Annotated in this window: 17 protein-coding genes; 10 read left to right on the forward strand and 7 right to left on the reverse strand. The window is 65.6% G+C overall.

The window, feature by feature from the left end:
• The first annotated feature begins 136 nt into the window (after positions 1–136).
• The 3 genes from U1707_RS09755 to phbB are packed head-to-tail and all read left to right on the forward strand — an operon-like array spanning position 137 to position 4,077.
• Entirely contained in the window at positions 137–2,320 is a 2,184-nt protein-coding gene (locus U1707_RS09755) for a xanthine dehydrogenase family protein molybdopterin-binding subunit (RefSeq protein WP_332799893.1), read from the forward strand.
• Positions 2,317–3,324: a ferrochelatase gene (gene hemH, locus U1707_RS09760; RefSeq protein WP_332799894.1), complete on the forward strand. Its 1,008-nt coding sequence runs from the start codon at positions 2,317–2,319 to the stop codon at positions 3,322–3,324. Before U1707_RS09755 ends, hemH begins: the two co-directional genes overlap by 4 nt.
• A gap of 30 nt (positions 3,325–3,354) precedes the next feature.
• The gene (phbB, locus tag U1707_RS09765) at positions 3,355–4,077 is read left to right on the forward strand and encodes an acetoacetyl-CoA reductase (RefSeq protein ID WP_332799895.1); all 723 of its coding nucleotides are present in this window, start codon (positions 3,355–3,357) and stop codon (positions 4,075–4,077) included.
• Positions 4,078–4,381: 304 nt separating this feature from the next.
• Here phbB and murA read toward each other — a convergent pair whose 3' ends face one another.
• Positions 4,382–5,665 carry a UDP-N-acetylglucosamine 1-carboxyvinyltransferase gene (murA, locus tag U1707_RS09770; protein WP_332799896.1) on the reverse strand — a complete coding sequence of 428 codons (1,284 nt, stop codon included), beginning with the start codon at positions 5,663–5,665 and terminating at the stop codon, positions 4,382–4,384.
• Between the two features lie 188 nt (positions 5,666–5,853).
• Here murA and U1707_RS09775 point away from each other — a divergent pair, with 188 nt between their 5' ends.
• Entirely contained in the window at positions 5,854–6,588 is a 735-nt protein-coding gene (locus U1707_RS09775) for a Crp/Fnr family transcriptional regulator (protein ID WP_332799897.1), read from the forward strand.
• Positions 6,589–6,743: 155 nt separating this feature from the next.
• Here the strand turns inward: U1707_RS09775 and clpS are convergent, their stop codons facing one another.
• The 3 genes from clpS to U1707_RS09790 form a co-directional block, all read right to left on the reverse strand.
• Positions 6,744–7,082: an ATP-dependent Clp protease adapter ClpS gene (gene clpS, locus U1707_RS09780; RefSeq protein WP_332800472.1), complete on the reverse strand. Its 339-nt coding sequence runs from the start codon at positions 7,080–7,082 to the stop codon at positions 6,744–6,746.
• A 178-nt stretch (positions 7,083–7,260) separates the two neighbouring features.
• The gene (locus tag U1707_RS09785; RefSeq protein ID WP_332799898.1) at positions 7,261–7,710 is read right to left on the reverse strand and encodes a phasin family protein; all 450 of its coding nucleotides are present in this window, start codon (positions 7,708–7,710) and stop codon (positions 7,261–7,263) included.
• Positions 7,711–8,080: 370 nt separating this feature from the next.
• Positions 8,081–9,793, reverse strand: coding sequence for a PHA/PHB synthase family protein (locus U1707_RS09790; protein WP_332799899.1), 1,713 nt, complete (start codon positions 9,791–9,793; stop codon positions 8,081–8,083).
• A gap of 408 nt (positions 9,794–10,201) precedes the next feature.
• Here U1707_RS09790 and U1707_RS09795 point away from each other — a divergent pair, with 408 nt between their 5' ends.
• From U1707_RS09795 to U1707_RS09805, 3 genes are read left to right on the forward strand one after another with little or no spacing between them, the layout of a single operon-like run.
• Complete coding sequence (locus U1707_RS09795) at positions 10,202–11,410, forward strand: LL-diaminopimelate aminotransferase (protein ID WP_332799900.1); 1,209 nt, start codon at positions 10,202–10,204, stop codon at positions 11,408–11,410.
• Between the two features lie 9 nt (positions 11,411–11,419).
• Positions 11,420–12,196 (forward strand): sulfite exporter TauE/SafE family protein, encoded by a 777-nt coding sequence (locus U1707_RS09800; RefSeq protein ID WP_332799901.1) that lies wholly within the window; start codon positions 11,420–11,422, stop codon positions 12,194–12,196.
• Positions 12,196–12,621 (forward strand): acyl-CoA thioesterase, encoded by a 426-nt coding sequence (locus U1707_RS09805; RefSeq protein ID WP_332799902.1) that lies wholly within the window; start codon positions 12,196–12,198, stop codon positions 12,619–12,621. The genes U1707_RS09800 and U1707_RS09805 overlap by 1 nt, the downstream gene beginning before the upstream one ends.
• Before the next feature lie 123 nt (positions 12,622–12,744).
• Here U1707_RS09805 and U1707_RS09810 read toward each other — a convergent pair whose 3' ends face one another.
• Positions 12,745–13,236, reverse strand: coding sequence for a winged helix-turn-helix transcriptional regulator (locus U1707_RS09810; RefSeq protein ID WP_332799903.1), 492 nt, complete (start codon positions 13,234–13,236; stop codon positions 12,745–12,747).
• A 156-nt stretch (positions 13,237–13,392) separates the two neighbouring features.
• Here U1707_RS09810 and U1707_RS09815 point away from each other — a divergent pair, with 156 nt between their 5' ends.
• Entirely contained in the window at positions 13,393–15,498 is a 2,106-nt protein-coding gene (locus U1707_RS09815) for a RelA/SpoT family protein (protein ID WP_332799904.1), read from the forward strand.
• 47 nt (positions 15,499–15,545) lie between these two features.
• On the forward strand, positions 15,546–16,595 hold the full coding sequence (locus U1707_RS09820; RefSeq protein ID WP_332799905.1) for a glycosyltransferase family 2 protein: 1,050 nt from the start codon (positions 15,546–15,548) through the stop codon (positions 16,593–16,595).
• 481 nt (positions 16,596–17,076) lie between these two features.
• Here the strand turns inward: U1707_RS09820 and U1707_RS09825 are convergent, their stop codons facing one another.
• Positions 17,077–17,805 (reverse strand): class I SAM-dependent methyltransferase, encoded by a 729-nt coding sequence (locus U1707_RS09825; RefSeq protein ID WP_332799906.1) that lies wholly within the window; start codon positions 17,803–17,805, stop codon positions 17,077–17,079.
• 30 nt (positions 17,806–17,835) lie between these two features.
• Positions 17,836–18,261 carry a GtrA family protein gene (locus U1707_RS09830; protein ID WP_332799907.1) on the reverse strand — a complete coding sequence of 142 codons (426 nt, stop codon included), beginning with the start codon at positions 18,259–18,261 and terminating at the stop codon, positions 17,836–17,838.
• A gap of 124 nt (positions 18,262–18,385) precedes the next feature.
• On the opposite strand from U1707_RS09830, the gene U1707_RS09835 reads away from it, so the two are divergent.
• A complete protein-coding gene (locus tag U1707_RS09835) occupies positions 18,386–20,188 on the forward strand; it encodes an AcrB/AcrD/AcrF family protein (protein WP_332799908.1) in 1,803 nt (600 codons plus the stop codon).
• Positions 20,189–20,262 lie beyond the last annotated feature (74 nt).

The raw sequence follows: 20,262 nt of genomic DNA on the forward strand, positions 1-20,262 counted from the left end.
GACGAAAGTCAGGATCCAGGGTAACGGAACGAGACCTGCATGGCACTGGATCGTGACTTTCGTCAGGATGACGAGATCGGAATCTCACCCCTGCGCTACCTTCTCCCCGTGGGGGAGAAGGATTAGAGGGCACCGCATGATCAACAGGCGCAGCATACTCGTCGGCGGCGGCGCGGGGATCGGCCTCGTCGTAGCCTGGGGTCTCTGGCCGCGAACCTACGCCCCAAACCTCGTCGCCAACCCCGGCGAAACCCTGTTCGGCGCATGGCTCAAGATCGGCACCGACGGCCACGTCACCATCGCCGTCCCGCAGGTCGAACACGGCCAGGGCGTCTACACCACCCTCCCCCAGATCGTCGCGGACGAGCTTGGCGCGGACTGGCGTACAGTCGGTGTCGAACCCGCCCCGCTCAACCCGCTCTACGCCAACCCGATCGGCGCGCACGACCTGTTCGAGGGCCTGTTCGACCGGCTCCCGGACAGCCTCCCGCAACCAATGCTCACCGGCGGGTCGAGTTCGATCCGGATGTTCGAGCAAGCCTGTCGCGAGGCCGGCGCAGGCGCCCGCACGCTGCTCTGCATGGCAGCGGCCAAGCGCTGGGACGCCGACTGGACCCAGGTCAACGTCGACGCCGGCTTCTGCACCTTCGGCGCCAAGCGCATCCGCTTCGCCGAACTCGCCGAGGAGGCCGCGAAGTTCACCCTCCCCGATCCACTCCCGCTCGGCATCCAGGGCGCCGGCAAGCTTGTCGGCAAGTCGGTCCCCCGCCTCGACACACCCTCGAAAGTCGACGGCTCGGCCAATTTCGCTGCCGACGTCCGCCTCGCCGACATGGTCCACGCTGCGATCCGTCAGGGCCCGGTCGGCGGGCGCCTGACAAAGGTCGACCGCGCCGCCGCCGACCGCATCCGCGGCGTGCTGTCGGTGGTCGAGAACCCGCGCTGGGTGGCGGCCGTTGCGACGACAGGGTGGGCCGCACAAAAGGCGCTCGACGCACTCGCGCCGCGGTTCGAGAACGACGCTCCCCTCCCTGATACCAGGTCTATCGACGCAGCATTCGACGCCGCGCTAGCCCGTCCCGGCACGCAGATGGCGTCCGCGGGAGATGTCGCCGCAACCTTCCAGGGCGCCAAGCTCGTCACCACGACCTACCGCGCCGGCCTTGGCCTCCACGCAGCGATCGAGACCCGCAGCGCAACCGCCTCATTCTCCAACGGCCGCCTCGAACTCTGGCTAGCAACGCAAGCGCCGGGACTTGCGCGATCGGCCGCGGCGCGCGCGGCGGACCTCAGCGAGGATGCCGTCGTCGTCCATCCGATGCTGATCGGCGGATCGTTCGGCGCCGCGCTCGAACACGACGTTGCCGAACAGGCGGCAGTGCTCGCGGTCAAACTCCGCCGCCCGGTCAGCCTCGTCTGGTCGCGCGGCGAGGACTCTCTCCACGATCACTACCGCCCACCCGCCGTCGCGAAGATGGCCGCACGCCTCGCCCCCAACGGCGCGATCATGGGCTGGTCGGCAAACATCGCAGCCCCCTCCACCGGCGCCGAGATGGCACGCCGGATGATGCCGGGCCTCGCAACCGAAGCCGCGCTGATCGGCGTCAAAGGCGATCGCTACGCCGTCGCGGGCGCGGCGCCCGTCTATCGCATTCCAGCCTACGCGATCGAGCATCACCCCGCCGAGATCGGCATCCCGACCGGCCACCTCCGCGGCGGCGCGCATGGCTACACCGCGTTCTTCACCGAATGCTTCCTCGACGAACTCGCGCGCACTGCTCAGTCCGAACCGATGTCGTTCCGCATCCCCATGCTCGGCGGCGAACCGCGACTCGCGCGCTGTCTCTCGACCGCCGCAGCGCTCGGCGGCTGGGACGGCGGCGTCGCCGGCAGCGGCCAGGGCATCGCAGCCCACGCGTTCCGCGGCAGCTACATCGCTGTGATGGCGGAGGCGCATATGGGCGCGGACCAGCGCCCAGTGATCGACCGCCTCGTCGCCGCGGTCGATTGCGGCGCGCAGATCAACCCCGACATCGTCCGCCAGCAGATCGAGGGCGGGCTGATCTTCGGCATGGCTGCCGCACTCGGCGCCCCGACCGGCTTCACCCGCGGCCTAGCAGACGCACGCGGGTTCGACACGATCGGCCTGCCCCGCCTCGCCGACACGCCGGACATCACCGTCGAGGTCATTCGCAGCGACGAAGCCCCCGGCGGCGTCGGCGAACTCGGCGTTCCCGCGGTCGCGCCTGCGATCGCCAACGCACTCTATGCGTCAACGGGCTTTCGCATCCGCAATTTGCCTTTAAGACCCGCGTCATGACCCTGCCCCCCGATCACCCCCCGATTCCAAAACCCAAGATCGGCGTGCTGCTGATGAACCTCGGCACGCCCGATGGCCCCGATGCGAAATCGGTGAAGCGCTATCTCGGCGAGTTCCTGTCCGATTCGCGCGTGGTGGAGATCCCGCAGATCGCGTGGCAACCGATTCTGCGCGGCATCATCCTCAACACGCGCCCGAAAAAGTCCGCGCACGCCTATGCGCAGGTCTGGCGCGAGGACGGTTCGCCGCTCGCCGCGATCACGAGGTTGCAGGCGGCGGCTTTGAAATACTCGTTCGGACCGGAAGTGCTCGTCGACTGGGCGATGCGCTACGGCAATCCGTCGATTTCGGACCGGCTGACGGCGATGAAGGCGGCGGGCTGCGAACGCATCCTGCTCGCACCCCTCTACCCGCAATATTGCGCCGCAACGACCGCGACCGCGAACGACAAAGCGTTCAAGCATCTCGCCGGTCTGCGCTGGCAGCCGGCGATACGTACCCTGCCGCCTTACTATGACGACACGCTGTATATCGGTGCGCTGAAGGACTCGCTCGAAGAGGGGCTGTCGGCGCTCGATTTCACGCCGGACGCAATCGTGGCCAGCTTCCACGGGATGCCGAAGCGGACGTTGCAACAGGGCGATCCGTATCACTGCCACTGCCAGAAGACCGCGCGGTTGCTCGGCGAGCGGATGGGGCGCGAGCTGACGATCGCGTTCCAGTCACGATTCGGGCCGCAGAAGTGGCTGGGACCAGCGACCGACGAGACGCTCGTTGCGCTGGCGAAGGCGGGCAAGACCAAGGTGGCGATCTTCGCGCCGGGCTTCTCCGCGGATTGCCTGGAAACGCTGGAGGAACTGTCGATCCGCGGCCGCGAGAGCTTCGAGGAAGCGGGCGGCACGCACTTCGCCTATCTCCCGTGCCTCAACGACAGCCCCGTCGGCGTGCAAATGTTGCGCAGCATTTTGGCGCGCGAGCTTGAAGGATGGGTGCGGGCTGGCTAGCCTTCGGCAAAACACTGAGGAGAGAGACTGATGGCACGCGTCGCAATTGTAACCGGTGGTACGCGCGGAATCGGCGAAGCGATCAGTCTCGTATTGCAGGACATGGGCCTGACCGTAGCCGCAACCTATGCCGGCAACGACGACCGCGCCCGCGAATTTACCGAGCGTACTGGCATCAAGGCGTACAAGTGGGACGTCGCCGACTATGATGCGTGCCAGGCCGGCTGCGCGCAGGTCGCCGCCGATCTGGGCGATGTCGATATCGTCGTGAACAACGCCGGCATCACCCGCGACGGCACCATCCTGAAAATGACGTACCAGGATTGGAAAGAGGTGATGGACACCAATCTTGGCGGGTGTTTCAACATGGCCAAGGCGGTGTTCCCCGGCATGCGGACGCGCAAATGGGGGCGGATCGTCAACATCGGCTCGATCAACGGGCAGGCCGGGCAGTACGGCCAGGTGAACTATGCTGCGGCCAAGTCCGGCATCCACGGGTTCACGAAAGCCCTCGCCCAAGAGGGCGCGCGCGCGGGCGTGACGGTCAACGCGATCGCGCCTGGGTATATCGATACGGACATGGTCGCGGCTGTTCCGGCCGACGTGCTGGAGAAGATCGTTGCGAAGATCCCGGTCGGGCGACTGGGCCAAGCCACCGAGATCGCGCGGGGCGTGGCGTTCCTGTGCTCGGAGGAGGGTGGGTTCGTGACCGGGTCGACGCTGAGCATCAATGGCGGGCAGCACATGTACTGACGGGCGCAGGCGCGGCAACGTCCGCGCCATTTGACCGCGAGCAAAGCGAAGCAGGCAGCGCCCGGCACGGCCGGCGGGTCGGCTAGCCGAACCCGTCCGACGGCGGCTTTGCCGGCGGCGCTGAGTAAGGTGTCTACCGGATTACCAAGGACGGTATTGCTAGATCCTGGGCCCCCGCCTTCGCGGGGGAACTAGGACAGGTAGCACCGCTTGGACCGATCCCCACAGCGTCCGCGAGGTACAAGAATGCCACCGCCAAACGCCACGCAACCTACTCCCTCTCAAACTACGACATCAAGCACCCTCACCCGTCGCTAGCACGCTCGATATCCGCCCCAACCGCGCTCAGCTTCTCCTCAAGACGCTCATACCCGCGGTCGAGGTGATACACCCGCCCCACAGACGTCTCGCCGTCCGCCGCCAACCCAGCCAGGATCAAGCTCATAGAGGCCCGCAAATCGGTCGCCATAACCTGCGCGCCGACCAGCTTGTCGACTCCGCGCACCACGGCCGTCCGCCCGCGCACCTGGATATCCGCCCCCATCCGCGCCAACTCGGGCACGTGCATGTAGCGGTTCTCGAAGATCGTCTCAGTCAGGACACTGGCGCCGTCGGCCATGCACAGCATCGCCATGAACTGCGCCTGCATGTCGGTCGCGAACCCCGGATACGGCGCAGTCGACAGCGTCAACGGCTTGAGCACGCCGTCCGAGGCGACGCGCACGCCGTCCTTCGTGGGCGTCACGGAAACACCCGCCTCGACCAGCGCATCGAACGTCGCGCCCATGTCCGATTGCGTCACGCCGACCAGTTCCAGGTCGCCGCCGGTGATCGCCGCGGCGCAGGCATAGCTGCCTGCCTCGATCCGGTCGGGCATCACCGCATAGGTCGCGCCGTGCAACCGATCGCGGCCTTCGATCGTCAGCGTCTCGGTGCCGATCCCGTCGATCGACGCGCCCATCGCGACCAGGCAGTTGCACAGGTCGACGATCTCCGGCTCGCGCGCGGCGTTCTCGATCACGCTGGTGCCCTTGGCGAGCACTGCCGCCATCACGACGTTCTCGGTCGCGCCGACCGACACGATCGGGAAGCGGTACCGTCCGCCCGTCAGGCGTCCGCCCGGTGCAGTCGCCTTTACATAGCCCGCCGCCATCTCGAGTTCCGCACCGATCGCCTCGAGTGCGCGCAGATGCAGGTCGATCGGGCGATTGCCGATCGCGCAGCCGCCGGGCAGCGACACCGTCGCCTCGCCACCACGCCCGAGCAACGGGCCGAGCACCAGGATCGACGCGCGCATCTTCCGTACGATGTCGTAGGGCGCCTCGGTCGAGGTCAGGTTCCCCGCGCGGATCGTCATGACCCGGCCGAAATCCTCTGGCCGCGTACCCTGGATCGCAGTCGACGCCCCGAGCTGATTGAGCAAGTGGCCGAAGCCATCGACGTCCGCCAGCCGCGGCAAGTTTCGCAGCGTCAGCGGTTCTTCGGTTAGCAACGCGCACGGCATCAGCGTGAGCGCGGCGTTCTTCGCACCGGAAATGGGCAGGCGCCCGGACAGGCGATTGCCGCCACGAATGAGAATACGGTCCATCGCCGGTGTGTATCGCGGCTGGCGTTCTGCGCAAGGGGCCCGCACGGATCGCAACGACAGGTGGATGCTGTCCACGGATAGGGCCCCGCGGTCGGCGTCCGGACGGGGAACGCCCCGCTTGATCGACTTTAATGCGCGCAAATCACAGCTTTGCTCTGTGGTTCTCGAACATTGGGGACCATTACAGAGTGCCGGACAGCTGCTTCGCCGACCGCGTCGGCGATCTCATCGACTTGTCGGTGAACGAAAAGGCTGCGCTAGCGCGGATGGAGGGTCGCCCGCGCGAGTTGCGTCGCGGCGCGGTTATCGTGCGCGAGCATGATCCGCAGGCCGAACTCTTCATCCTGCAACGCGGCATGGCGATGAGCTATGTGCTGCTTGACGATGGCAGCCGCCAGATTCTGCGCTTCCTCTATGCCGGCGACATGCTCGCGGTATCCGCCCTGGTGTATCGTGATTCGCCGGAGACGGTGGTGGCGCTGACCGATTGCACCGTGTGCCCGTTCGATCGCGCCGCGATCACCGCGCTGGTCACCGATCATCCGCGGCTGTCGGCGATCATCATGGTGATGAACCAGATGGAAAAGGTGGCGCTGACCGATCGGCTCGCGGCGCTCGGCCGCACGTCGGCAAAGGCACGGATCGCGGCTTTGCTGATCGAGATGCGCAACCGGATGCGCATGCGAAACCGGGCGCTCGGCGATACTTTCACGCTCGGGCTGACCCAGGAGGAGATCGGCGACGCGACCGGGCTTACCGCGGTGCACGTCAACCGGATGCTGCGCCAACTCGAGGGGGACGGGTTGATCCGCCGCGAAGCGGGTCGGGTAACGCTGCTCAAGGAAACTCTGCTGGCGCAGGAGGCTAATTACATCGACCGGTTCGATGGGCTGGACCTGCGCTGGCTTCCGCCCGCACGGTAAACGTCTTCGTCAATTCTTACCCGAAGACAAGATGGCGCCAGAGCCGGAGCAAGCAATGACCTAGCTCGGTGTTCACCGCTACCCGTTTGGCAAGACCAAGCAAGCTCTTCTCGCGGAAACGCGTCAGAGAACTTCATCTCGCCCTGTGACTACGATCACGCCTTTTCGAGCGTGCACTGCAACGGATGCTGGTTCTGCTTGGCGAAGTCCATCACCTGCGACACCTTGGTTTCCGCCACTTCGTAGCTGAAGGTCCCGCAGACCCCGACGCCCTTCTGGTGGACATGCAACATGACGCGCGTCGCCGCTTCCATGTCCATGCGAAAGAATCGCTGGAGACAAAGCACGACGAATTCCATCGGCGTATAGTCGTCGTTGAGCATCAGCACGCGGTACGGCGTCGGCTGTTTCGTCTTGGCGCGCGTCTTGGTTGCGATGCCGGCACCGGTGCCGTCATTGCCGTCCTCGCCACCATCGTCGCGGCGTTCGGCCATCATAACGGCCAGGTTCATTTCAGGGGTCAACAGCATGCCGACAAAATATGGCATGCCGGGGGGCAAGGGCAAGGGGGCGCCCGCACAGGCCACGTTAAAACCGCGCACGAAAAAGGGCGACCGTGCATGACGGCCGCCCCTTTGTAGTTGCGTCACCTGGTGGCAGCGCGGTCTGGCCTCAGGCCGAGATCTTCATCTTGTCGGTCGCGACCGCGACGCGGTTCGAGATCGGCTGTGCGAACTCGCCGAACATCTTGAGCATCCGCTCGGTCGAGCGCGAACCTTCGGCGATCATCATGTCGAACGCGGTGCGCGCATAATCGCCCTGGAGCTTCATGAACTCGGTCGGCGACTTTGCAGCGGCCAGCGTCTTGGCGGCTTCGCTCGCGCTCTCGAACGAGGTCTTGGCGTAGTCGGCAGCTTCCTGGCCGAGCGCCTCGACGTTCTTGGCGGCGATCTTCGACGATTCGACCAGTGCCTCGATGTTGCCCTTGCCGAATGCGACGAAATCTTCTGCCATCTTCGCCGACTTTTCCATCGCGCCCTTGGCCTGCTCGTTGAATTCGGCGGTGTTCGCGCCCGTGAAGAGGGCCTTGGTCTTCTCGGTGATGCTCTGGATCGTATCCATAACGGCGTCCTTTGTTTCGCTTGCAGGGATCCCCGAGGGCGCAGCGGCCGAATTCGGGGCGGAAGTATCCGGTTGCGGCGATTCAAAAGCAGCCGCGAGAGGTTGAGGTGCCGGCGTCTTGGCGATCGGCTCGGGTGCCGGTTTCACCGGCTTGGCGACAGTCCGGGTAGAGAGTTTGCCGGTCGCGGCCTTTACGGCCGCGACCGGCTTCGCGAGGGCGACAGTCTTCGATCCGGCCTTGGCCGTCCGTTTCACGATATCCACCATCCACGCACCTCTCTTCGGAGTTATGTCGTGATCGCTCATACACGTAATCTGGCAGCGCACAATGGAATTGTGCACTGCACCATGACGTGCACGTAAGGGAGCGCTACCGGGTCTTAACATACTCGCCGGGTGCATCGCCGAGCGCCTTAAATGCGCCCTCACCCGGCAGTCGCGCTCCGTCCGCAGCGACGGTCTCGGCGCCGAGAGCCCGCAACCACAAGATCCAGTCGGGCCACCAGCTTCCCTTCGTCTCGGTCGCACCCGCTACGAAGTCGTCGAGGGTCGTGTACGGGGCCGGGTTGGTCCAGAACTGATACTTCCCTGCGGCCGGCGGGTTGACCACGCCGGCGATATGCCCCGAGCCGGCCAGGACGAATTTGAGCGGCCCCGCAAACAGTTCGGTAAGTTTCCAGACGCTTTGGGCGGGCGCGATATGATCCTCGCGCCCCGCCTGGACATAGCTCGGCGTCGCGACCTTGGTCAGGTCGATCGGCGTGCCGTCCACCGTCATCGTGCCCGCCACCAGTCGATTGTCGCGGTACAGATCGGTCAGGTAGCTCAGATGCCATTGCGCCGGCAGGTTAGTGGTGTCGCCGTTCCAGTGAAGCAAGTCGAACGGCACGTAGTCCTGGCCGAGCAGGTAATTCTGCGTGACGTAGTTCCAGATCAGATCGCGCCCGCGCAGCAGGTTGAACGTCGTCGCCATATACCGCCCGTCGAGGAACCCCTCGGGCGACAGCGACGCGACCATCTTCAACTGCTCGTCGTCGATGAAATGCTGCAACTCGCCAGCCTGCGCGAAGTCGACCTGCGCTGTGAAGAACGTCGCGCTCGCCACCTTCGCCGCCTCGTCACGCGCGGTGAGCAACGCGAGCGTCGCAGCCAGCGTCGTTCCCGCCACGCAATAGCCGATCGTATGCACCGCCGGCACGTCGAGCGCATCCCGCACCGTATCGATCGCCTCGACCTGCGCGGCGACGTAATCGTCCCAGACGACGTCCTTCATGCTTGCGTCCGCCGATTTCCACGACACCATGAACACGGTGATGCCCTGCTCCACCGCCCAGCGGATGAAGCTCTTCTCCGGCGTCAGGTCGAGGATGTAGAACCGGTTGATCCACGGCGGGAAGATGACGAGCGGCGTCGCCAGCACGGTCTCGGTCGTCGGGCTATACTGGATCAGCTCGTAGAGCGGGGTGCGCTTGACCACCTTGCCCGGCGTCATCGCCAGGTTGCGACCGAGCTCGAACGCGCCCTCCGGCGTATGCGTCAGCTGCCCGCGGCCGAGATCGGCCATCATGTTCTTGAGGCCCTTGAGCAAATTCTCGCCGCGCGTCTCGATCGTCTTCTCGATCACCTGCGGGTTGGTCAGCGCGAAGTTGGTCGGGCTCATCGCATCGACGAACCCCTTGGTCGCGAACCGCAACTGCTCCTTCTGCTTGGGGTCGAGCCCGTCGACTGCCTCGACGCCGCGCAGCATGTGGTCGCCGATCAGTTCGTAACTCTGACGGATCAGGTCGAACACCGGCTCGCGCCACTGCGGCGCCTTGAAGCGCTTGTCGGTGACGGGCGCGGGTTCGGGTGCCTTGGCGGGATCGAGGAAACGCTGCCACAGCGTCACGCTCTCGGTCCAGAAATCTCGCGCGCGTTCCAGCGTGGCGGGGTCGGTAAAGCCGGGGATCGCCGGGATCGCTTCGGGCTTGGCCTGCATCGCCGCGAGCCCCTGCTCCATCATCATCTGCTGTGCGCGGCCCATCACCCAGGTCCAGTGCTGGAGATCGGGGAGAGTCGGCGCGTCGGGCTGGGTTTCGGCCATGGCATCCTCTGATTTTTCTGGAGCCTACCGCAGTCGCGGGGCGAGCGGAAGCGGGGCGGTCGCTGGCGCACGGTCCCGTCACCCACACCGTCCCGTCATCCTGACGAAAGTCAGGATCCAGAGCCACGAACCGCATCCCCAGTTACCCTGGATCCTGACTTTCGTCAGGATGGCGGAGCGTTTGTTAGTCCATCTTAATTCTCCGTCATGCCGGGCTCGTTCCGGCATCCACCGTTCCGCACAATCGAGAGACGTGAGAACGCGGAACGGTGGCCCCCGGAACATGTCCGGGGTGACGGCGCGGTTTGGTAACGGAATACCCCAGCTTTTGCAGGCGCGACGAATGAGGCGGATGACGCCCCCGCTCACCTGCGGTACAGCACCCGCTCCTCCAGCTAGAGGCTGATCATGTCCGAAGACTTCTACCGCATCAAACGCTTACCCCCCTATGTCATCGCCGAAGTGAACGCGATGCGGGCGGCGGCGCGCGCGGGCGGGGAGGACATCATCGATCTCGGCATGGGCAATCCCGACCTGCCGCCCCCCGAGCACGTCATCGAGAAGCTCGTCGAAGTCGCGCGCAAGCCCAGCGCGCACGGCTATTCGCAGTCGAAGGGCATTCCCGGGCTCCGCAAGGCGCAGGCGAACTACTATGGCCGCCGGTTCGGGGTCGACGTCGATCCCGAGACCGAGGTCGTCGTCACGATGGGTTCGAAGGAGGGCCTCGCCAGTCTCGCCACCGCGATCACCGCGCCCGGCGACGTCGTGCTCGCGCCCAACCCGTCCTATCCGATCCACACCTTCGGCTTCATCATCGCCGGCGCGACGATCCGCGCGGTACCGACGACCCCCGACGAGGCGTATTTCGAGAGTCTCGAGCGCGCGATGGCGTTCACCGTCCCGCGCCCGTCGATCCTGGTGGTCAACTATCCGTCGAACCCGACGGCCGAGGCGGTTGATCTCGCCTTCTACGAACGGCTGGTCGCATGGGCGAAGGAGAACAAGGTCTGGATCATCTCCGACCTCGCCTATTCCGAGCTGTATTACGACGGCAATCCGACACCCTCGATCCTCCAGGTGCCGGGCGCGAAGGACATCGCGATCGAGTTCACATCGCTCAGCAAGACCTATTCGATGGCCGGCTGGCGGATCGGCTTCGCGGTCGGCAACAAGACGTTGATTGCGGCTATGAGCCGGGTGAAATCGTATCTCGATTACGGCGCGTTCACGCCGATCCAGGCCGCCGCCTGCGCCGCGCTCAACGGCCCGCAGGACATCGTCGAGCGCAACCGCCAGCTCTATCACAAGCGGCGCGACGTGCTGGTCGAGAGCTTCGGCCGCGCCGGCTGGGACATCCCGAGCCCTCGCGCGTCCATGTTCGCCTGGGCCCCACTGCCGCCGGCGCTCGCGCATTTAGGCAGCCTTGAGTTCACCAAACAATTGCTGACTCACGCGCATGTCGCCGTTGCTCCAGGCGTGGGTTATGGCGAAAACGGCGAAGGTTATGTGAGAATCGCGATGGTCGAGAACGAACAACGGCTCCGCCAGGCGGCGCGCAACGTGAAGAAGTATCTCCAGTCGATGGGCGTCAACACGCCCGCGCGCGGCGCCGGCTAAGCCTCCCGCGTGGATATCAATCCGCTGTATTCGGTGGCCGGCGTGCTCGTCGGCCTCATCGTCGGTCTGACGGGTGTCGGCGGTGGATCGCTGATGACGCCATTGCTGGTACTAGTCTTCGGCTTCCACCCGGCCACCGCTGTCGGCACCGACCTCCTCTACGCCTCCGCGACCAAGACGGTCGGGACGACGGTGCATGGCTGGCGCGGCACGGTCGACTGGCAGGTTGTGCGCAGGCTTGCGACCGGCAGCGTCCCCGCGGCGATCGCGACGTTGCTCGTGCTCAACCATCTCGGCGAGAAATCGTCAGATACCGGCCACGCGATCACCGTCGTGCTCGGCGTGACGCTGATCCTGTCGGCGATCGCGACGTTCCTGCGCGGCAAGATCGTCGCATGGCTGACCCCTCGCGTGGGCACCGTCGGCGGCGAGCGGCAGGCGATGCTGACGATCCTGCTCGGCGCGGTCCTCGGCGTGCTCGTTTCGCTCACCTCGGTAGGCGCCGGCGCACTGGGCATGACCGCGCTTCTCATCCTCTACCCGACGCTGCCGATCAACCGGCTGGTCGGCTCGGACATCGCGCACGCGGTGCCGCTGACGCTGCTCGGCGGGATCGGCCACTGGATCCTCGGCTCGGTCGATGTCGACCTGCTGGTGTCGCTGCTGATCGGCTCGATCCCCGGCATCATCGTCGGCAGCCTGATCGCGACGCGCGTCTCGGACCGCGTGCTGGTCCCGGTCCTCGCCACCGTGCTGGCGATCGTCGGCGTCCGGCTGATCTTCTGATGCGGCCCGGTTTCGCCTTCTCGACGAAGCTCCGCGTGCGCTATGCCGAGATCGACGGCCAGCGCATCGTCTTCAACTCGCGCTACCTCGAATATGCCGACGTCGCGGTGACCGAGTTCTGGGAATGGACCGGGATTGCGGAGGCTCTACCGAAGGTCTGGCCGACCACCGAGTTCAACGTACGCCGGACCGAGATCGATTACCTCAAGCCGTTCCGCCTCGGGGATACGGTGGAGGCGTTCGTGCGGATCGAGAAGCTCGGCACCACCAGCCTGACGAAGCGGTTCGAACTCGCCCATGCGCAGACGGGGGAGTTGCACACGGTGATTTCCATGGTCAGCGTCCACGTCGATCTTGAGACTGGGCGGCCGGTAGCCCTGCCAGATGCGATCCGCACTGTGCTGGAGTCGCTACCTACCGGCTAATGCAACGGTCTCCCCTCCCTGGAAGGGAGGGGTAGGGGGTGGGTTGGCCTGTTGGCGAGAATAGCACCAGCACCAAGCCGACCCACCCCCAGCCCCTCCCTTCCAGGGAGGGGAGCAGAAGGGCTACTCCGCCGCTTCGGCTTCGGCTGCAGCCTCCACCCCATCCCCGGCAACTTCCCCCGGAAGCGCCCAGATCAGGTCCCCCTTCCCCAGCACGCGGCCGTCATGCGACCGCACCGACACCGGCTGCAAAGGCCGCCGATCGCGTTCGTCGACCAAGATCGGGAAGGCCGGCACGCACGTCTCCCACCGCTCGCCCCACTGCCGCAGCGCGATCATCGTCGGCAGCAGCGCGAACCCCTTGTCGGTCAGCCCATAAGCGATCTTCCGCCGATCCTCCGGGATAGGCTGCCGCTCCAGTATCCCGTGCTCGACCAGCCGCGCCAGCCGGTTCGCCAGGATGTTGCGCGCGATGCCGAGTTCCGACTGAAACTCCTCGAAATGATGCAGGCCGTTGAACGCCGCGCGCAGGATCAGGAACGACCAGCGCTCGCCCATCGCCTCCAGCGCGGCGGGCAGGCTGCATTCCAGCAATGGCTCGCGCAATTTGCCCATCACGTCATCCTCGTCGACCGCGAACCTACCGCATAACCCGCAGAAGCGAAACGCCCCGCTAATCTGCCGATCATACCCACGTCATCCAATCATTAGATCACAGTGATGCGATGCTTTTTGTTGCCAAAAGTCCCCACGCGGCCCCATCTATGGCGGGTGCTGCGCCAATATGAACTGGTCGATCGCGTCCTCGACTACGATCCCGACGCCGATGAGGCCCTGCTGAACCGCGCCTACGTCTTCTCGATGCAGGCGCACGGGTCGCAGAAGCGTGCGAGCGGCGATCCGTATTTCAGCCATCCGATCGAGGTGGCGGGAATCCTCACCGACCTGCATCTCGATGCCGAGACGATCGCGACCGCAATCCTTCACGACACGATCGAAGACACGGTCGCCACGCCCGAGGAGATCGAGCGACTGTTTGGTGCCTCGGTCGCGCGCCTCGTCGACGGTGTAACCAAGCTCAGCAAGATCGAGGCGCAGACCGAGAACGAGCGCGCCGCGGAGAATTTGCGGAAATTCCTGCTGGCGATGTCCGACGACATCCGCGTCCTGCTGGTCAAGCTCGCCGACCGCTTGCACAACATGCGGACGCTGCACCACATCGCCAAACCCGAGAAGCGCCGTCGCATCGCCAAGGAGACGATGGACATCTACGCGCCGCTCGCCGAGCGGATCGGCATGTACGAGTTCATGCGCGAGATGCAGTCGCTCGCGTTCGAACAGCTCGAACCCGAAGCGTCCGAATCGATCAACCGCCGCCTCGAACAGCTCAAGCAGGGCGACGGCGACCGCATCGAAAAGATCGCATCCGGGTTGAAAGCGGTGCTCGCACGCGCCGGCGTCGAGGCGGAAATCTCGGGGCGCGAGAAGCATCCCTATTCGATCTTCCGCAAGATGTCGGAGCGTCACATCAGCTTCGAACAACTGTCCGACGTGATGGCGTTCCGCGCGATCGTGCCGACCGAGGAGGATTGCTACAGGGTACTCGGGATCATCCACCAGCGCTGGCCGATGGTGCCGGGCCGGTTCAAGGATTACATCTCGACCCCCAAGCGCAACGGCTATCGCTCGCTGCACACGTCCGTGATCCATGCCGACAGCGCGCGGATCGAGATCCAGATACGCACCGCCGACATGCACGCACAGGCTGAGTTCGGGCTGGCGGCGCACTGGGCGTACAAGCAGCAGATCAACGGCAGCGACCGCCAGGTGAGCTGGATCCGCGATCTCGTCGAGATCCTCGATACCGCCGAGAGTCCCGAAGAGCTGCTCGAACACACGCGTATGGCGATGTATACCGATCGCATCTTCGCGTTCACGCCGAAGGGCGAGCTGATCCAGCTGCCTAAGGGCGCGACCTCGATCGACTTTGCGTACGCGGTGCACACCGATCTCGGCGATCAGGCGGTCGGTGCTAAGGTCAACGGCCGCGTCGTGCCGCTGTCGACGGTGATCGAGAATGGCGACCAGGTGCAGATCCTCCGGTCGAAGGGCCAGTCGCCGCAGCCGCAATGGCTCAACGTCGCGACGACCGGCAAGGCGCTCGCTGCGATCCGCCGGCATCTGCGCCAGAAGGAGCGCGTCGAGCAACTCGCGCTGGGCCAGACCTTGTACGACGACATCGTCACGCGCCTGCCCGCGCAGATCGGCACCGAGGCGCTCGGGCTCGCGCTGAAGCGGCTGAAACTGCCGGACGAACCGTCGCTGATGGTGGCGATCGCGCGGCGGACCTTATCGGATGCGGCGGTGATGGAAGCGCTGATGCCGGGCTCGGCGGGTGCGGACGTGACGCATGCGCTGGCGCCGCAATCGAGTGCGATCTCGATCAAGGGCCTGACCCCCGGCGTGGCTTACGACTTGGCTACATGCTGCCACCCGGTGCCGGGCGACCGGATCGTCGGCCTGCGCCGGCCGGATGCGGGGATCGAGGTCCACGCGATCGACTGCCGCGTGCTGGGCGAACTCGCCGAGCGGTCGGAGAACGAAACCGACTGGGTGGACGTGGCATGGGGCGACGAGACGGAGGGCGCCGTCGCGCGCATATCGGTAATGGTGAAGAACGAGCCGGGCTCGCTCGGCATCGTCTCGTCGATCATCGGCGGGCACAAGGCGAACATCATCAACCTACGGCTCGATACGCGCGACAAGAGTTTCCATACTAACGAGATCGACGTCGAGGTGCACGACGTGCAGCAGTTGATGCGGCTGATGGCGGGGCTGCGCGCGGCGGATGCGGTGCACACCGTGGAGCGGGTGTAGAAACATCCGACGATGACGGCGGGCGCGGCGGGCGCTAGACGGGGCGAATGAACCGTCCTGCCCAATCTCCGGCCCTCTCGATCGTTGTCCCCTGCTATAACGAGGCGGCGTGCCTCGACATCCTGCACGCGCGCATTTCCGGGGCGGCAAAGGTCGCGGTCGGCGACGATTACGAGATCGTCCTGATCAACGACGGCTCACGGGACGACAGCTGGGGCGTGATGCAGCGCTTGGCCGCCGCCGATCCGCGGCTGGTCGCGATCAACCTGTCGCGTAACCATGGCCACCAGCTCGCGCTGACCGCCGGCCTTGATCTTTGCGCGGGCGAGCAGATCCTGATCATCGACGCCGACCTGCAGGACCCGCCCGAACTGCTGTCCGACATGCGCGCGGCGATGGCGGCGAGCCAGGCGGACGTGGTGTACGCGGTGCGCCGCCAGCGGGCGGGCGAGACGGTGTTCAAGAAGGCTACTGCTGCCGCCTTCTACCGCCTGCTGACGCGGATGACCGAGACGCCGATCCCGCTCGACACCGGCGACTTCCGCCTGATGAGCCGGCGGGCGCTGGATGCGTTCCTGTCGCTGCCGGAGCAGGCGCGGTTCATCCGTGGGATGGTCGCATGGATCGGCTTCCGTCAGGTGCCCTTCCCCTATGATCGCGCCGAGCGGCTAGCGGGCGAGACGAACTACCCGCTGGCGAAGATGATCCGGCTGGCGTTCGACGCCGTCACCGGCTTCTCGACCGCGCCGTTGCGGTTCGCCAGCCATGCGGGGCTCGCGCTGACCGGCGTTTCGCTGCTGCTGTTCGTGTATATCGCGATCGGCTGGCTGTCGGGCAGCGCGGTGCAGGGGTGGACCTCGACGATGCTCGTCACGGTGTTCCTGGGCGCGGTGCAGATGTTCGTGCTGGGGATGATCGGCGAGTATCTCGGGCGGCTGTACGTCGAGTCGAAGCGGCGGCCTTTGTATATCGTCGCGGATGTGGCGGGGCCGATCCAGGGGAAGGCGACGCTCGGGTTTCGTGCGGAGCCGGTCGAGGCGCCCCTTCCCGAATGGCACGTGCCTCCGGCTGCCGCGGCGTTGCCGCCCAAAGGTTAGGATAAAGTCACACCAAGAAACCCTTCGACAGGCCGAGAAGAGGGGTGTTCATCGTCTTACGCGTGCAAAGCACTGTCGGTGCCTGGGGTACACAGGCGATAGTGACGGCTTGAATGCGCCGAACGACGAGCGTGACACCGGCGGGGCGTGTAGGACAGGGGGAAATGGACCGTTGCACTGGTTGTGGTAGAGGTGAGGCTGGACGGCGCCGGCGTCACCGCAACGCGCAGGGTCTAGTTGAAGGTCGGAGAAACGACGCGCCGTCCTCAGCTAGCGAGGTCCCCCAATTGGGCCCCGGCCTTCGCCGGGGTGGTAGGAGTATCGACAGTCGGGAAGCGTCACCCCCGCCCTTAATCCGTTCGTGCTGAGCGTAGTCGAAGCACCTGCGCGCGTGGCCTGTCCTTCGACTTCGCTCAGGACTAACGGGCATAGAGGCGGCGGGAAGAGGGCGGTACGTCCCTTGATTGTCAGCCCTTGATTGTCAGCGCGGCACCGCTAGCGTCACGATCGAGACGCCCGGCGTCATTGGCATGCGGCCGACCATGTGCCGCTCCAGACGGAAGATCTTCTCGAACAGCGAATTCACCAGCTTTGGCGGCGGTGAATCGTCGCTGTCGTCGCGGCCCGTCATCCGCCCCGCGATCCGCGCCGCCGCGGCCAGCGGGAACAGCAGCGAGTTGAAATAGCCGAGCTTTTCCGGCTTCAGGCCCGCCCTCTCGATCGCTGTCTTGAGCGTGGCCTTCGAATAGCGACGGTGGTGGTGGTTCACGACGTCGTGCGCGCTCCAGAGCCAGGCATGCGCCGGCACCGCGATCAGGATCTTGCCGCCGGGGGCGAGGCAATCCGCCATCGCCTTCAACGCAGCGACGTCGTCCTCGATATGCTCGACCACGTCGAGCACCGCGATCAGGTCGTAATGCGCGCGCGGTACGCCGGGGAGTTCGGGCAAGGGCGCCGCACCGACCGGCTTGCCGAGGCGTTCGCTGGCGATCTCACGCGCGGCGGGGTCGATCTCGATCGCGTCGATCTCGCCGAACTCGGCGAGCATCGGCAGGTTGTGACCGGTGCCGCAGCCGATCTCGAGGATCTTCGCATCCTTCGGCAACGCGGCGTAGCGCGTCAGGTAATCGGCGAGGATGTCGCGGCGTGCGCGGTACCACCAGTGGGTGGAATCGTGGGCGGCCATCCGGTCGTAGACGATGCGGTCCATTAATAGTCGGCCCTGCGGTTGGAATTCATGTCAGTTGAAAACCCAAAGACGGTTGAGCACGAAGCTCAGGATCGCGGCAAGAAGCACGGCGGGGATCAGCGGGATCCACGGGTGCAGATGAAGCAGCGCGGTGCCGATCCAGGTGATGACCGCGTTGAGGCTCAGCCCCGCGGCCTGGACGATCACGAACTTGAAATGCCGCCCCGCGCCCGGTTCCTTCGCATGCCCCTTGAAGCTCCAGCGGCTGTGCAGGAAGAAGCCAACCACCACTGCGACGGCAAATGCGAACGGCACCGCGGCGACCGCCTGGCGTGGCGGGAACACGTACGCGGTCAGCGGCAGGTAGACGAGCGAATAGACGACGCTGGAAATGCCGCCGGCGATGCCGAAGCGCACGAGTTGGCCGAGCATGCCGCTCGCCCGCATCTGCTCCACCTGTCGCCAAATCGCCTGCATGCCCGCCTTGTTCTTTACCCTCCGGCGATCGCGCCGGTGCCTTGTTCTTTACGGGCACCGCGATAGAGCGACGCTTGAGATACGCCCGCGCATCTAGAGTGCGTGCGGGCCGGAGGAAAGCGTTTTGGATCAGGCACCACCCCCCGAGCAGTCCACGCCGCGGAACACGCTGCTGGACGAACTCGATCGGCATTGGATCGCGCTGACGCTGCTCGCCTGGGTGGCGGTGGCGGCGTGGTCGATGTTCGATCGCTGGGGCCAGATCCGCTGGCTGTCGCTCGGCGATACCGACGACAACATGCGGCTGATGCAGGTCCGCGCGCTGCTCGACGGCCAGGGCTGGTACGATCTGCGCAACTACCGGATGAACCCGCCGGTCGGTTTCGACATCCACTGGAGCCGGATCGTCGACCTGCCGATCGCCGGGCTGATCCTGTTCTTCCGCCTGTTCACGAGCAACAGCTGGGCGGAGCGGCTGGCCTGCGGGATCGCGCCGTTGCTGCCGCTGTCGATCGCGATGCTGGGGATCGGCGCGACCGTGCGGCGGCTGATCAGCCCTTACGCTTGGCCCCTCGCGGTCGTGATCATGGTCGGCGCGACTGGCACCATGCTGATGTTCATGCCCGAGCGGATCGATCATCACGGCTGGCAGCTCGCGATGCTGAGCCTGACGGTGGCAGGGTTGTGCGATACGAACGGACGTCGTGGTGGCGCGATGGTTGGACTCGCGAGCGCGGTGTCGCTGTCGATCGGGCTCGAGCTGTTGCCGTATGCGGCGATGGCGGGGGCGATCATCGCTTTGCGCTGGGTGTGGGATCGTTCAGAGGCCGAGCGGCTGTCGATCTATGCGCTGACATTGGGTGGCGGCAGCACGCTGGGGTTCGCGCTGTTCGCGTCGAACGCCAACCAGGCGATGCGCTGCGATGCGCTGACGCCGGTGTGGCTGAGCGTGATGATCGCGGCGGGGATGCTGCTGTTCCTGCTGGCGCGGTTCGGGCCGGCGTCGCGCGGGATGCGATTGGCATTGGCAGTCGCGGCTGGGGCGGCGATCGTTGCCGGGTTTGCACTGGTGTTCCCGCAGTGTCTTGGGCGGCCCGAGGGGATCTCGCCTGAGCTGCAGCGCAACTGGCTGGACAATGTCCGCGAGGCCAAGCCGATCTACAAGCATAGTTTCCGAGTCGGATTCGCGCTGGCGACGCTGCCGATCATCGGCCTGATCGGGGCGATCCTTGCGGCATGGCGCGCGCGGCGCGACGACCGGGCCGTAGGCTGGGCGGCGGTGGCGCTGTTCACCGCGTTCGCGTGCGCGATGTTGCTGTGGCAGGTCCGCGCAGGGCCGGCGGCGCAGTTGTTGGCGATTCCGGGGGCGACCGCGCTCGGGTGGCTGATCCTGCCGCGGCTGCTCGGCAACCGATCGATTGCGGTGCGCGTGCTGGGGACGGTGGCGGCGTTCCTGATCGTCTCGGGGCTGTTTGCCGGAATGCTGATCCAGTATTTCCCGATCGACCGGCCGAAACCGTATGAGAAGCGCGTCAACATGGCGACGGGCAACTGCCTGCGGACGACCGTGCTGCTCGCGCTGAACAAATATCCGGCGCAGACCGTGTTCACCTTCGTCGACATGGGGCCGCGGCTGATCACGATCACGCATCACGACGCGATCGCAGGACCGTATCACCGCAACGGCGATGCGATCCTCGACGTCCAGCATGCGTTCGGGGGGACGCCGGACGAGGCGCATGCGATCATCAAGCGGCATGGCGCGACGATGCTGCTGCTGTGCCCGAATGCGGCGGAATCGACCAACTACAAGGCACGCAGCCCTAAGGGGTTCTACGCGCGGATGGCGAGCAACGAGGTGCCGGCGTGGCTGACGCCGCTACCGCTGCCGGCGAAGTCGCCGCTGCGGTTGTTCAAGGTGGACTGAGTACCACCCTCCGGTCCTCCTGCGAACGCAGGAGCCCAGGGTAACGAAAGACAACGTCTGTAATCCTGGGCTCC

The sequence above is a fragment of the Sphingomonas sandaracina genome (assembly GCF_036663695.1).
Lineage (GTDB): Bacteria > Pseudomonadota > Alphaproteobacteria > Sphingomonadales > Sphingomonadaceae > Sphingomonas.

Excerpts from the sequence above, each read along its gene's own strand:
- U1707_RS09785 (WP_332799898.1), bottom strand. The coding sequence starts at position 7,710 with ATGGATACGATCCAGAGCATCACCGAGAAGACCAAGGCCCTCTTCACG.
- phbB (WP_332799895.1), top strand. The coding sequence starts at position 3,355 with ATGGCACGCGTCGCAATTGTAACCGGTGGTACGCGCGGAATCGGCGAA.
- murA (WP_332799896.1), bottom strand. The coding sequence starts at position 5,665 with ATGGACCGTATTCTCATTCGTGGCGGCAATCGCCTGTCCGGGCGCCTG.
- U1707_RS09830 (WP_332799907.1), bottom strand. The coding sequence starts at position 18,261 with ATGCAGGCGATTTGGCGACAGGTGGAGCAGATGCGGGCGAGCGGCATG.
- U1707_RS09795 (WP_332799900.1), top strand. The coding sequence starts at position 10,202 with ATGTCCGAAGACTTCTACCGCATCAAACGCTTACCCCCCTATGTCATC.
- U1707_RS09825 (WP_332799906.1), bottom strand. The coding sequence starts at position 17,805 with ATGGACCGCATCGTCTACGACCGGATGGCCGCCCACGATTCCACCCAC.
- U1707_RS09755 (WP_332799893.1), top strand. The coding sequence starts at position 137 with ATGATCAACAGGCGCAGCATACTCGTCGGCGGCGGCGCGGGGATCGGC.
- hemH (WP_332799894.1), top strand. The coding sequence starts at position 2,317 with ATGACCCTGCCCCCCGATCACCCCCCGATTCCAAAACCCAAGATCGGC.
- clpS (WP_332800472.1), bottom strand. The coding sequence starts at position 7,082 with ATGGCCGAACGCCGCGACGATGGTGGCGAGGACGGCAATGACGGCACC.
- U1707_RS09810 (WP_332799903.1), bottom strand. The coding sequence starts at position 13,236 with ATGGGCAAATTGCGCGAGCCATTGCTGGAATGCAGCCTGCCCGCCGCG.
- U1707_RS09805 (WP_332799902.1), top strand. The coding sequence starts at position 12,196 with ATGCGGCCCGGTTTCGCCTTCTCGACGAAGCTCCGCGTGCGCTATGCC.
- U1707_RS09820 (WP_332799905.1), top strand. The coding sequence starts at position 15,546 with ATGAACCGTCCTGCCCAATCTCCGGCCCTCTCGATCGTTGTCCCCTGC.
- U1707_RS09790 (WP_332799899.1), bottom strand. The coding sequence starts at position 9,793 with ATGGCCGAAACCCAGCCCGACGCGCCGACTCTCCCCGATCTCCAGCAC.